10 protein-coding genes are annotated in these 12,291 nt (G+C 69.8%); 4 read left to right on the top strand and 6 right to left on the bottom strand.

From position 1 onward, the window contains the following. Positions 1–75 precede the first annotated feature (75 nt). The 4 genes from AB0H64_RS02140 to AB0H64_RS02125 all read right to left on the bottom strand — a co-directional run bounded on the left by AB0H64_RS02140 (position 76) and on the right by AB0H64_RS02125 (position 5,172). Positions 76–1,986, bottom strand: a complete 1,911-nt coding sequence (locus AB0H64_RS02140) for an urease subunit alpha (protein ID WP_357619062.1) — start codon at positions 1,984–1,986, stop codon at positions 76–78. Further along, entirely contained in the window at positions 1,979–2,626 is a 648-nt protein-coding gene (locus AB0H64_RS02135) for an urease subunit gamma (RefSeq protein ID WP_357619060.1), read from the bottom strand. Before AB0H64_RS02135 ends, AB0H64_RS02140 begins: the two co-directional genes overlap by 8 nt. 254 nt (positions 2,627–2,880) lie before the next feature. Continuing rightward, on the bottom strand, positions 2,881–3,699 hold the full coding sequence (locus AB0H64_RS02130) for a nitroreductase/quinone reductase family protein (protein ID WP_357619057.1): 819 nt from the start codon (positions 3,697–3,699) through the stop codon (positions 2,881–2,883). A gap of 249 nt (positions 3,700–3,948) precedes the next feature. Beyond that, entirely contained in the window at positions 3,949–5,172 is a 1,224-nt protein-coding gene (locus AB0H64_RS02125; RefSeq protein ID WP_357619054.1) for a multidrug effflux MFS transporter, read from the bottom strand. Positions 5,173–5,485: 313 nt separating this feature from the next. Between AB0H64_RS02125 and AB0H64_RS02120 the strand changes: the two genes are divergently transcribed. After that, positions 5,486–6,517, top strand: coding sequence for a ketoacyl-ACP synthase III family protein (locus AB0H64_RS02120; protein ID WP_357619051.1), 1,032 nt, complete (start codon positions 5,486–5,488; stop codon positions 6,515–6,517). Positions 6,518–6,747: 230 nt separating this feature from the next. Here the strand turns inward: AB0H64_RS02120 and AB0H64_RS02115 are convergent, their stop codons facing one another. After that, positions 6,748–7,611 carry a MarR family winged helix-turn-helix transcriptional regulator gene (locus tag AB0H64_RS02115; RefSeq protein ID WP_357619048.1) on the bottom strand — a complete coding sequence of 288 codons (864 nt, stop codon included), beginning with the start codon at positions 7,609–7,611 and terminating at the stop codon, positions 6,748–6,750. 177 nt (positions 7,612–7,788) lie between these two features. On the opposite strand from AB0H64_RS02115, the gene AB0H64_RS02110 reads away from it, so the two are divergent. Continuing rightward, a complete protein-coding gene (locus AB0H64_RS02110; RefSeq protein WP_357619045.1) occupies positions 7,789–8,751 on the top strand; it encodes a VOC family protein in 963 nt (320 codons plus the stop codon). 1,028 nt (positions 8,752–9,779) lie between these two features. Here the strand turns inward: AB0H64_RS02110 and AB0H64_RS02105 are convergent. Further along, complete coding sequence (locus AB0H64_RS02105; protein ID WP_357619042.1) at positions 9,780–10,391, bottom strand: helix-turn-helix domain-containing protein; 612 nt, start codon at positions 10,389–10,391, stop codon at positions 9,780–9,782. 143 nt (positions 10,392–10,534) lie between these two features. Between AB0H64_RS02105 and AB0H64_RS02100 the strand changes: the two genes are divergently transcribed. Beyond that, entirely contained in the window at positions 10,535–11,269 is a 735-nt protein-coding gene (locus tag AB0H64_RS02100) for an SDR family oxidoreductase (protein WP_031067588.1), read from the top strand. A 64-nt stretch (positions 11,270–11,333) separates the two neighbouring features. Continuing rightward, positions 11,334–11,924: an NAD(P)-binding domain-containing protein gene (locus tag AB0H64_RS02095; protein WP_357619038.1), complete on the top strand. Its 591-nt coding sequence runs from the start codon at positions 11,334–11,336 to the stop codon at positions 11,922–11,924. Positions 11,925–12,291 lie beyond the last annotated feature (367 nt).

Here is a 12,291-nt window from a genome sequence, read left to right as displayed (position 1 = left end):
GGTCGTTCACGTCGGTCGATCCTGGTGGGTCGGCCACCGGGGGGCCGTCACGGCGGGTCGATCAGGTGGCGGCGATCAGAAGAGGAAGTACCGCTGAGCCATGGGCAGTGTGTCGGCGAACTGATTGCCGTCGACGAGCTGGTCGTCGATCTCCGTCTTGACGTCCTTGGCCTCCGCTCCGCCGATCTCCACCTCGAAGGTGTCGGGATCGACGCGGATGGCCGGGCGGGCGTTGTTCTCCCGCATGTCGGCCTTGAAGACCTTGCGGGTGTCGCGGATGGCCCTGAACTCCTTGCTCACCTTGACCCGTTCGGCCAAGCCCGCCCTGATGGCGCGTTCGGTGACGAAGTTGACCGCGTTGGCGCCGGGCGCCCGCCCCGTCGCCCCCCACATGGGCCTGGGCAGGACCGGCTGCGGGGTGGTGATGGAGGCGTTGGCGTCGCCCACCTGCGCGTAGGAGATCTGGCCGCCCTTGATGACCCGATGCGGCTTGACGCCGAAGAACTTCGGCTCCCACAGCACCAGGTCGGCGAGCTTGCCCACCTCGACCGAGCCGACTTCGTGATCGATGCCGTGCGCGATGGCCGGGTTGATCGTGTACTTGGCGACGTAGCGGCGGGCCCGGTGGTTGTCGGCCCCGGCGTCGCCGGCCCGGTCGCCCTCCAGCGGGCCGCGCCTGGCCTTCATCACGTGCGCGGTCTGCCACGTCCGGATGATCATCTCGCCGATGCGGCCCATCGCCTGGGCGTCCGACGACATGATCGAGATGGCGCCGAGGTCGTGCAGGATGTCCTCGGCGGCCATCGTGGAGGGCCGGATCCGCGACTCGGCGAAGGCCAGGTCCTCCTCCACCAGCGGGTTGAGGTGATGGCAGACTATCACCATGTCGATGTGCTCCTTGACCGTGTTGACGGTGAAGGGACGGGTGGGGTTGGTGGAGGCCGGCAGCACGTTCGGCAGGCCGGCCATGGTGATCATGTCGGGGGCGTGGCCGCCGCCGGCGCCCTCGACGTGGAAGACGTGGATCGGGTGGTCGCCGATGGCCTCGATGGTGTCGGCGACCGCGCCCGCCTCGTTCAGCGAGTCGGCGTGCAGGGCCAGCTGGACGCCGGTCGCCCGGCATACCTCCAGGCAGCGGCGCAGGACGGCCGGGGTGGCCCCCCAGTCCTCGTGGATCTTGAACCCGAGGACGCCCGCCTCCACCTGGTTGTAGAGGGATTCGGTGGACATGGTGCTGCCCTTGCCGAGCAGCCCGATGTTGACCGGGAAGGCGTCCAGCGCCTCGAACAGCCGGGTGATGTGCCAGGAGCCGGGCGTGACGGTGGTGGCGGTGCTGCCTTCGGCGGGGCCCGTGCCGCCGCCGATGAGGGTGGTGACGCCCGCGGCGAGGGCCTCGTGGACCTGCTCGGGGCAGATGAAGTGCACGTGGGTGTCGATTCCGCCCGCGGTGAGGATCTTGCCGTTGCCCGCGATGACCTCGGTCTCGGGACCGATCAGGAAGTCCGTGGCCCGCTCGTGCCCGTCGTGCAGCCGGTCCATGGTCTCGTCGTTGTAGGCCTTGCCGAGCGCGACGATCCGGCCGTCGCGGATGGCGACGTCGGCCTTGACGACGCCCCAATGGTCCAGGACGACCGCGCCGGTGATGACGGTGTCAGGTGGCTGCGGGGCGCCGAACTTCGCCGAGTCGCGCGGCGCGCACGACTGCCCCATCGACTCGCGGATCACCTTGCCGCCGCCGAAGATGACTTCGTTGCCGCTGCGTCCCGGACCACCCGACCAGTCCTCGCTGATCTCGATCCGCAGGTTGGTGTCCGCCAGCCGGATGCGATCCCCGGCGGTCGGGCCGAACCGGTCGGCGTACTGCGTGCGGGTGAGAGGCTGCTCGACCGGCGGGATCTCCGGGTCCGGCACGCCATCCCGTGACGACGCCTCCGCCACCGGCTCGGCGGGCGGGTCCGCCGGGGTGTCCGTCAGGGACTCATCCATCGAGCTGCCCTCCGACCTCGCCGCGCAGGCCGGCGACGATGCGCCTGCCCTCGATGGGCACGAGCCCCACCGTCCGGGTGCACCGGGGCTCGAACCGGACGGAACTGCCGGCGGGAATGTGCAGGCGCTTGCCGTAGGCGGCGGAGCGGTCGAAGCTGAGGCGGGGATTGGCCTCGTAGAAGTGGTAGTGGGAGCCCACCTGGATGGGACGGTCGTCACTGTTGGTGACAGTCACCATCGTGATCTCGCGGCCCTCGTTGAAGGCCACCTGTGCGGCGCCCTCAGGATGGTCGATCTTCCCCGGATCGACCAGCGTCTCCGCTTCCGGTTCCGCGAAGGGGGCACGGATGGTGACCAGCTTGGTGCCGTCGCGGAACGTCGCCTCGACCTGGATGTCGGTGATCATCTCGGGGACGCCCTCCATGACGTCGTCACGGGAGAGGATCTTCTCTTCGGCGGTCATGAGCTCGTGAACGGACTTGCCGTCCCGGGCCGCCTCAAGCACGTGCGCCGTGATCAGCGCGACCGCCTCCGGGTAGTTGAGGAGAACTCCCCGCTCCTTCCGCCTGCGGGCCACATCCGCGGCCACATGGATCAGCAGGCGTTCCTGTTCGTGCGGAGTCAGATGAATCTCGGCCACCCCACCTTCGCTCTATGCCGGGGGTCGTCCCGGGGTCACCAACGGTGCGGATCCCTGCCGCGGTCCGCTCCTCCCACGGAGATCACCACCGCGTCGCACGCCGAACGTAACCTGATGGTCACTGACAGTGATATGGCGCGACGGTGAGGGGTGCGTTGCCGGAGCGGCGAGGAGACTCTCCGGTCCACCAGGTGGAGAGTCTCGACCCCATCGCCGGCATCGCCGAGCCGAACCCGTCGGCCTCCCGCGGCAGATCAGTTCAGCAGCGGTACGAGCTGCTCCTCCTCATAGTCGAGGTGGGCCTCCAGCTCCTGGGTGAGCCGGTTCACCTCGCTCAGCAGGGTCTCGGGGGCGACATCGTCGGCGGCCAGCAGCGTCTTGAGCTCGTCGAGCAGCCGCGCGATCACCTCGTGCTCGGCCCGCAGCCGTGCCATCACCGCGGCCAGCTCCGGATGACGGCTCTCCAGCTCCGGGAACATGAACGTGTCCTCCTTCGAGTGGTGACCGTGCAGGCCCTGGCACATGGTCAGGCAGTTGACCCGCAGCTGCGCGGCCACGCGGGGCCCCGACCGGGCCACCTCCGCGCGGATGAGGGCAAGCTCGCGGCGGAAACCGTCGTGCATGGTGACCAGCGCGTCGCCGAGAGCGCCGGCGGGCGGCCGGAACGCGATCGGCATCAGCGCCACCACCGGCAGGACGCGGCCCGACTGTTCCTGGTACCTGCCCCAACCCGGGTCCGCCTCGACGGCGCGGGCGAACAGGCGCTCGCGTTCCTCGCCCTCGAGCACGACCGCCTTGGCCTGGTACGTCCAGACGCCGTCCTCCACGGTGACCTGCGGGTTGGCGAGCAGGTTGTGATACCAGGCCGGATGCCGGGGCGCGCCGCCGGCCGAGGCGATGACGAGTATGCGGTCGCCGTCGGGCAGGCAGCCGAGCGGCGTGGTGTGCTCGGCGCCGGTCCTGGCGCCCACGGTGGTCAGCAGGAGCAGCCGGGCTCCTTCGAAGGGGCCGCCGACCTGGCCCTTGTTGGCGCGGTATTCGTCGATGATCTGCTGGTTGAAGTTCATGGGCATGCTGGGTCTGGCTCCTTGCGGCGGGTGTCGATGACATGGGAAACCCGCACGGGCATGCCGAAGCGAGCGGGTTCTACGACACCGCAAGAGGCATGGGACGACGCGCGGGCGCGGTGTGCTCAGGCACGACCGACGGTGTGAGTGGCCACGGTGTCATCCCCTTTGATTCGGCGCCTCCATGCCTCCGTCCGTCCTCCCGGCGGCGACACGCGACGCGGCAGCCATTACGCCCACATTCCAAAAGAAGTGTCAAGCCGCCGCACGTCCCCCAGCCCGGCGCACCAGGCCGAGGGACAGCGCGGCGAGGCCGAAGGCGGCCAGCATGATGACGGCCATGGAGACCGTGCGGCCGTTGCCGAGGAGACCCGACAGGGGTGAGGCGGCCGCGCCGAGGATGAACTGGCTGCCGCCGAGCAGGCCGGAGGCCGCTCCTGGAGCGTCGTGGCCGAGTGACTGGACGATGGTCGTGGTGGCGGGCAGCGCCGTGCCGAGGCCGGCGACGGTGACGAACAGGCAGGCCCAGGTGGCGGCGAAGGAGCCGCCGGTCGTGGCCAGCGACGCGACGAGGGCCGCCGTACCGGTGCCGGACACGGTCAGCCCCGCGACGAGCAGGGTGTCCGCCCGGACGCGGGCGGACAGGCGGCCGAACAGGACGCTGGAGGCCAGCATGCCGAGGGCGTTGACGGCGAAGACGAGGCTGTACCGCGTGGCCGAGAGGCCGTAGACGTCCTGGAAGACGAACGTCGAGCCGGCGATGTAGGTGAAGAGCGCGGCCCCGGTGAAGGACGCGGCGAGCACGTACCCCACGAGGGCGGGCCGCCGGGCGAGCATCGCGATGGCCTTGGCCACGCCGGCCACCCCGCCCGACTGCCTGCGGGCGGCGGGCAGGCTCTCCGGCACCCAGGCGAGGAGTCCCGCGATCAGCAGGACGCCGAAGCCCGCCAGCGCGGTGAAGACGAGGCGCCAGGAGCCGATGCCGAGGATGGCCCCGCCGAGCACCGGCGCGGCCACGGGGGCCATGAACACGATCGCGGACAGGGTCGCGAAGTGACGACCCGCCTCCGGGGTGCCGTGGAAGCGGTCGGTGAGCACGGCCCGGGCGACCACCATGCCCGCCGCCCCTGCGACGCCCTGTAACAGCCGCGCGGCGTCGAGGATCTCGATGCTGGGGGAGACGGCGCAGGCCAGCGACAGCACCGTGAACAGCGCGGCGCCGGCCAGCAGGACGCGGCGGCGGCCCACCGCGTCGCTGACCGGGCCCAGGAGCAGCTGCCCCGCGGCGAGCCCGACGAGAAAGGCCGTCAGGGACAGCTGGACCGAGGAGGCCGCGGTGCCGAAGGATCTGGCCAGGCCGGGGAAGCCGGGCACGTACATGTCGACGGCCAGCGGAGCGACCGCGGTGAGGCCCGCGAGCACGAGGATGAGCCGGCCGGTGCGCTTCTGACCGGTGGCCGGAGCCTGGTTCTGGGACATGGGGTGAGCTGCTTTCCGGGCCGAGAAGTGGCACCCCTGCGTCGGCACGCCGGTGATCATCGGAGGTGAAGATTATCCATGGTTCGTCCGAGGAATGACACCACTAGTCATGGATGGATCTTCCCGATTACCATCGGCGCTGACCGCCCCGGACACATCTTCCGACGTCCAGGTTGCGAGGCCGTCATACGTGTCGCCGGCCTGTGATCGGCAACCCGACAGCTCTTCCAGCAGGCTCTTTCCCCCTCCCCACCAGAGGCTTGTTCGTTCCACCACGTCCCGCGCCGCGGCCTGCCGCGCTGAAGGAGCACGGATGCGTACATCCGACATCTACCTGCGCAGTATCGGCGTCCATCTGCCACCGGTGGTCAGCATCGAGACGGCCGTCGCCGAGGGCCGCTATCCGGCCGGCGAGATGGAGTACTTCCGCCTGCGCGGTGCGGCGGTGGCCGGTGACGTACCGGCTCCGGAGCTCGCGCTGCGCGCGGCCCGGCACGCGTTCGAGCGCTCCGGCGGGATGTCGCCGCGCGACCTGGACCTCATGCTGTACGCCGACGTCTGGCACCAGGGGCCGGAGGGCTGGCAGCCGCAGTACTACCTGCAACAGCACCTGGTCGGCGGCGACGTCCTGGCCGCCGAGCTGCGGCAGGGATGCTGCGGGATGTTCGGCGCGCTGCAGCTCGCCGCCGGGTACCTGCGGCCGGGCGGCAGGGCGCTGCTGGTCGGGGCCGACAACCACGGCAGCCCGCTGGTGGACCGGTGGCGCATGATCGAGGGCTACGTGGTGGGTGACGCCGGGTGCGCGCTGCTGGTCACCACGGACCCGGGCTTCGCGCAGTTGCGGTCGGTCAACGTGACCGTGCTGCCGGAGGCCGACGCGGTCAACGACGGCGGCGTGCCGTTGTTCCCGCCCGACGCGACCGTGGGCCGGCCGCTCGACTTCGCCGCCCGCCACCGTGAGTTCCGCGAGCGACTGCTGGCCCGCGACGGCGCCGGCGTCATGCTGGCGATGCAGAGGACGCTGGTGGAGCTGGTGGAGCGGACCCTCAAGGAGGCGGGGATCACCCTCGACGAGGTGGAGCGCGTGGCGTTCCCGCACGGGCGCTGGGACAACGTGGAGGAGCGGGCGAGCTGGTTCGGGCTGACCCTGGCCGACACCACCTGGGACTACGGTGCCGGTATCGGGCACCTCGGGGTCAGCGACCAGTTCGTCGCCCTCGACCATCTGCTGGCCGACGGGGCGCTGGCCCCCGGCGACTACGTGCTGCTCATCGGGGTGGGTGCCGGCAAGACCCTGGCCTGCGCCGTCCTGCGCATCCTCGACATCCCCGCGGAGTACGCCTGACGGCGACGGCGGAGCGGCCGTGCGCGCGCGGCCGGCTGCCGACGGCTTTCCCGTCACCGACGAGCCGCTCGCGGAACGGATGTGCCCCTGGTGGGCCCGGACGGCACGCCGATCCCGGCTGACATGCTGCGCGCCGCCGCCCTGACCACGGTCGGTGACTTGTTCGGCCGGATCGCCACCCGCGTGGCGGAGCTGCCAGCCCCCGCGTCGCCGCGGCCTGGCGGTCCGGCTCAAGTCGCGGCGGTCTCGCCGGCCAGGCGGCGCAGGCCGCTCGCGAAGCTCGCGACCTCGTCGGGATCCCAGGTGGCGGTGAGGCGGGCGAACACTTCTTCCTGGAAGGCGTGCGCCCCGGTCAGAACCTCCGCGCCGGCGGGGGTGACGGTCAGCGTCGCCCGGCGTGCGTCCTGCTCGGAGGAGGCGCGTGCGAGGTAGCCGTGGTCGACGGCCGCGCTGATCATGCGGCTGGCGCCCGAGCGGTCGAGGCCGAGTTCGTGCGCGACATCGGTGACGGACACCTCGCCCAGCCGCGCCGAGGCGGCGTCGACCGCCTCCAGCACGAGGATGTCCTGGACGCGGGACATGTCTCCGGTCGTCTCTCCCGCGGTGGCCGCCACCCATCGGCGCGACCAGAAGCGGACCAGCCGGAAGAGGGCCGGGCCCGCTCCGGCGAGGTGGGCGCGGGACGGATCTTCCGGCTCGGTGGCGAAATCGTCCTGGGCCGGGGGTTCGGAAAGCATGACCACTCCTAGTTGCGTGCGATTCGCAAGCAGCTTAACGCGTGCGATATGCACACGTCTACTCAGACTGTCACAGCCCGGCCGTCGCGCGGAACACGGCTCGCCTTCGCCGCGCTCGACACCACACCCCGCAAGTTTCATGCCGGCCAGTCCCTGCGTGGGGTTGAGGCGGAAGGCGGCCTCTTCCAGTGCCAGCGGCAGCGCCCCTTCGGCGGGGTAGAGCTCGATATGCGAGGGCCTGGGCGAGAGCTGCCTCCATCCGGCCTTGTCCGCCACGATTTCGCCGACCTCGCGGATCGCGCCCGGACTCTTCCGCAGGTTGGCCACCAGCAGTTCCGGCACGGTGACCGCGAACACCTCTCGTGCGTGCCCTGCGGCGATCTCTTCGGCGGACAGGACGGCGAACCTGGCGGCTGGGCGGCCAGAGCCTCGACGAGAGGCGGAAAGCGATCATTTTACCGCCCACGCAAATGATGGTGTACTCTCAGAAGATAGTGATCTCTCAAATTATCTAAGGTGCGGAGGTGGCCCGTCATGGGCGACGACATCAACGGCCTGCATCACGTCGGGCACATCGTGCAAGACATGGACCAGGCGATGGAGCGGTACCGCCGGCTCGGCTTCACCATGCCGGCACCCGCCTATCCCGTCCTCCCGCGCGTCGCGGGAGGCCACGCCGAACCGTTCGGCGTGGCCAACACCCATGTGTATTTCCCCCGCAACTTCATCGAACTGGTAGCCGTCATCGACGACACCGGCCGCATGCCCGACGAAGCCCGACCCATCCCGTTGCAGGTGCCCGATGACAAACTGCCGGGGCTGACAGCGGCCATCCGTGCCACCGCCGCCAACATCACGTTCTTGCTCCAGCGTTTCCAGGGCATTCACATCATGATCGCCGATACGCCAGACATCGACAGCGTCGCCGCGCGGCTGACCGCCGCTGACGTCAGCCACGGCGGCGTGCACGCCATCCAGCGACCCGTCGAGACCAGCACCGGGACCAAGATGGAGCCCGCCCGCTACCTGGAGATCTCCCATCCCCATCTGCCTGCTGGGCGGGTGCCGGAAGGCAGGATCGGATTCGCCGAGAACACTCCGGTCGAGGCACTGGAGGGCGAGCAGCACACCGACCATCCCAACGGCGCCATCGGGCTGGTCGAATGCGTGCTGTGCGTCGCCGACTCGGCGTTGCCCGAGCTTGAGCACCGCTACGGCACCTACTTCGGCCAGGCACGGGACGGCCAGGTGACGCGTTTCGACCGGGCGAACATCACCATCGTGGCCGCATCGGCGCTCGCCGGCCTGCTGCCAGGTGAACGCCCGGCGGCCCTGCCGGCGTTCGTCGCCTACACGGTGTCCGTACGCGACATCGCCGCCACCGAGCGGCTCCTGCGCGACAACGACATCCCGGTCACCCACACCGGTACCGGAGAGATGTTCGTGCCCGCCGATGCCGCCCTGGGCGCCGCGATCATCTTTCGCCAGGATGACTGAGGCAACCTCCGCACGACGGGGCTCATGACGATCCTCCGGGGAGACTGTCGCGTGGAGTCGTCAGCGAGATGAAGGCCACCCCGGTGGGCGGTCGCCCTCGAGGGCTTGGCGTTCGTCGTCGGTGAGGTCGAGCTGTTCCAGAATCTGCTCGATGTCTTCCTTGACCGCCAGCAACTGCCCGGCGTGGGACTGCCTGGGCAGGTAGAAGTGACAACGGGCGCAGGCCAGGCGGTGCGTCGGCGGCGCCGCACAGGATGCTCTCGCGGTCGATGAGGACTTCGATAGTCCGGACATTGCGGGCGAAGTAGTCGCTAGGCGGCGGCCAGGGTGCGCTGCAGGATCGCGGCGTTCCGCCGGGTGGTGGCGGGGTGTTTGTGCCCGAGCCACTGCCGCACGTCGGCTAGAGACAGCGGTTCGCGTGCGTCGAGCAGTTGGGTGGCGATGGTGGTTCGCGCACGGTGGCTGGTGAGGGCTCCGCGGGAGTCTTGTTCCGGGATTCCGGCCTTGCGGCACAGCGCGGGAAGGATCTTTTCGTTGAGGTAGGAAGACCCGATCAGCCGGCCGCGGTAGGTGAACGGGTGCTGGCGGCGCCGCCGGGTCTTGCAGTCCTCGATGTCAGGCTGGAGTGGGCGGGCGAGCTTCCACGCCTCGATGAGCTGGCCGACGATGGGATCGACGGGCTTGTTGAACGGCCCGGAGGTCTTGCTCTTCCGATCGGCATCTCCACCATCGGTCCTCGTGTTTCGGGGTAGAAGAAGCCCCGCCGGGCCCGGGCGCCGGCGGGGTCGCGCAGAAGGGTCAGCGTACTGAACAGCCTCAGCGCTCTGCCGGACAGCTCAGACGAGACGTTTAGACCCATGTCGGCGAGGACGGCCTGAAACGCGTGCAACCGGCGTTCGGACCCGGCGTCGATCAGCGAGCAGATCGGCCCCAGCGGGTCCGGGCCGGGTGCCTGGCGGCTGGTGTCGCGTACCAGGGGTGCAGCCGCGCGACCGGCAGCGCGTCCAGCCCGGTCGCGGAGTGCCAAGTCAACTTGACACTTCCTCCCGTCGCCGGTCATCGCCGGCTGTGGCGGGGATGGCGTTGTCGATGAGGACGGCGGCGATGGCGGCGGCGGTGGGGAAGGCGTCGGCGTTGAGGACCCGGGTGCGGGCCGCGGCGCCGTCGATGAGCAGTGCGAGCTGCTCGCCGAGCTGTTCAGGGTCGGCGGCGCCGGCTTCGCGGGCGGTGTCGGCGAGCCGCGCGGCGACCGCTTTCTTGTAGTCGCGTGCGTACTGGGATGCGGGGTGCTGGGGGTCGTGGAGTTCGACGGCGGCGGCGATGTAGGGGCACAGGGGAGTGGTGGGGGGTATGTCGAAGGCGGCGAGGAGCCGTTCGCGGGGAGTGAGGTCGGTGCGGTCGAACACGCCGGACAGAACGGAGGGGTCGAACCGGCGCAGGTACTCGGCGACGAGTTCGTCCTTGCCGGTGAAGTGCTGGTAGGCCGTCCGCTTGGACACCTGGGCCGCCGCGCAGAGCTGGTCCATGCCGGTGCGGTTGATGCCCTGCTCGCGGAACAGTTGCTGGGACGCGCCGAGGATGCGCTCGCGGGCGCCCCGGCCGCGGCGGCGGCCCTGGGGGCCCTTCTCCAACTCCGACATGGGTCCATGGTATCCGATCTGGGTAACGATCGGTGTACATAGTTTGCGCTCCGGCCGCACGCCCCGTACCGTAAGCACACAGGACGGTGTACATAACTCCGTCATCCCAGGTGCGCACGGCACCATCGACCTGAAGGAGCAACATGGGAAAGCTTGACGGCAAGGTGGCGGTCATCACCGGCGGCACCACCGGCATGGCGCTGGCCGGCGCGAAGCTGTTCGTCGACGAGGGAGCGCACGTCTTCATCACCGGTCGCCGCCAGGACGCCCTGGACGAGGCCGTGAAGCAGATCGGCCGCAACGTCACCGGCGTCCAGGGCGACGCCGCCGACCTGGACGACCTGGACCGCCTGTACGACACCGTCAAGCGGGAGAAGGGCAGCCTCGACGTGCTGTGGGCCAGCGCAGGCGGGGGCGAGCCCGCCCCGCTCGGCGAGATCACCGAGGCCCAGTTCGACACCTGGTTCGGGCTCAATGCCCGCGGCACCCTGTTCACCGTCCAGAAGGCCCTCCCGCTCTTCAACGACGGCGGCTCCATCCTCATGACCGGCTCCAACGCCTCCCTCGGCGCCTTCCCCGGCTGGAGCGTCTACGCCGGCAGCAAGGCCGTCCAGCAGGCCTGGGCTCGCGTCTGGCTCAACGAGCTCAAGGACCGCCGCATCCGCGTCAACGTCCTGACCCCCGGCCAGGTCGCCACCGCCAAGCAGGAAGAACTCTTCGACGAGGCCACCAAGCGTCAGTTCGAGTCCCTCATCCCCCGCGGCCAGATGGGCCGCCCCGACGAAATCGCCACCGCCGCCCTCTTCCTCGCCTCCGACGACTCCAGCTACGTCAACGGCATGGAACTCGTCGCCGACGGCGGCACCACCGCCATCTGAACCGAACAACCACCACCAGGGCAGGACATCTCATGAGCAACATCAGCATCATCGGCACCGGAACATGGCCCGCACCATCGGCGCGCGGGCGGTAGCGGGCGGCAACACCGTCGAGGTCATGGGCCGCGATCAGTCCAAGGCCGCTGACCTGGCCAAGGCTCTCGGCGGCGGCGCCACGACGGGAGAATGGGGCACCGCCCCGGCCGGGGACATCGTCATCGTGGCCCTGTTGTACGACGGCGTCGTGCCGGTCGTCGCCCAGTACGGAGACGCCCTCGCGGGCAAGGTCATCGTCGACATCAGCAATCCCTTCAATTCCACGTTCGACGGGCTGGCGCACCGCGAGGAGACCTCGATCGCGCAGGAAGTCGCCAAGGCGGCCCCGGCCAGCGCCAGCGTGGTGAAGGCGTTCAACACCATCTTCCGTCATGTCCTGGAGAAGGGTCGGCCCGACGTCTTCATCGCCGGCGACAATGCGCAGGCCAAGGCAAGTGTGGAGGCGTTCATCGAGAGCCTCGGGCTGCGCCCGCTGGACGTCGGTGGCCTGAAAATGGCGCACTGGCTGGAAGGAGCGGGCGTGGTCACGGTGGGCCTCGCCAACCATGGGGTGGGGAACTTGGACTTCGCCCTCAGCATCACCGGACTTCCCGTCTGAGCGGACGGTCGACGGATCACCGAAAATCTGGCCAATGAAGCTTGGTTTCACGCTTCCCATGGTCGGGCCCGCTATCAGCAGCTCCGCTGGCCTGAGCGCGTTCTGCCATGGGATCGAGGAGCTTGGCTACGACACGTTGTGGGTCGGCGATCGCCTGGTCCAGCTGGTCGATATGCATAGCATCTATCCGGGCAAAGAGCAGCCGTACCCGCCGCGGATGAAGCGTTACCTCGACCTGCCCGCCGCGCCCATCTGTTCCCGGACCTGCCGCCGCTGCCCCACCTCCCACCGGCTCCCCCAGCCGTACGCTCCGAGGCACTGCCGCCACCGGCAGTTCCAAAGGCGGCATCGCGGCTCAGCGCGCGCC

The sequence above is a fragment of the Nonomuraea sp. NPDC050733 genome (assembly GCF_040654215.1).
GTDB lineage: Bacteria > Actinomycetota > Actinomycetes > Streptosporangiales > Streptosporangiaceae > Nonomuraea.
Note: the sequence above shows the minus strand (reverse complement) of the source record. Positions and strands in the feature narration are given on the sequence as shown.

Bases quoted from the DNA above. Each gene is read 5' to 3' on its own strand.
- AB0H64_RS02140 (WP_357619062.1), bottom strand. From the start codon at position 1,986: ATGGATGAGTCCCTGACGGACACCCCGGCGGACCCGCCCGCCGAGCCG.
- AB0H64_RS02130 (WP_357619057.1), bottom strand. From the start codon at position 3,699: ATGCCCATGAACTTCAACCAGCAGATCATCGACGAATACCGCGCCAAC.
- AB0H64_RS02125 (WP_357619054.1), bottom strand. From the start codon at position 5,172: ATGTCCCAGAACCAGGCTCCGGCCACCGGTCAGAAGCGCACCGGCCGG.
- AB0H64_RS02120 (WP_357619051.1), top strand. From the start codon at position 5,486: ATGCGTACATCCGACATCTACCTGCGCAGTATCGGCGTCCATCTGCCA.
- AB0H64_RS02110 (WP_357619045.1), top strand. From the start codon at position 7,789: ATGGGCGACGACATCAACGGCCTGCATCACGTCGGGCACATCGTGCAA.
- AB0H64_RS02105 (WP_357619042.1), bottom strand. From the start codon at position 10,391: ATGTCGGAGTTGGAGAAGGGCCCCCAGGGCCGCCGCCGCGGCCGGGGC.
- AB0H64_RS02100 (WP_031067588.1), top strand. From the start codon at position 10,535: ATGGGAAAGCTTGACGGCAAGGTGGCGGTCATCACCGGCGGCACCACC.
- AB0H64_RS02095 (WP_357619038.1), top strand. From the start codon at position 11,334: ATGGCCCGCACCATCGGCGCGCGGGCGGTAGCGGGCGGCAACACCGTC.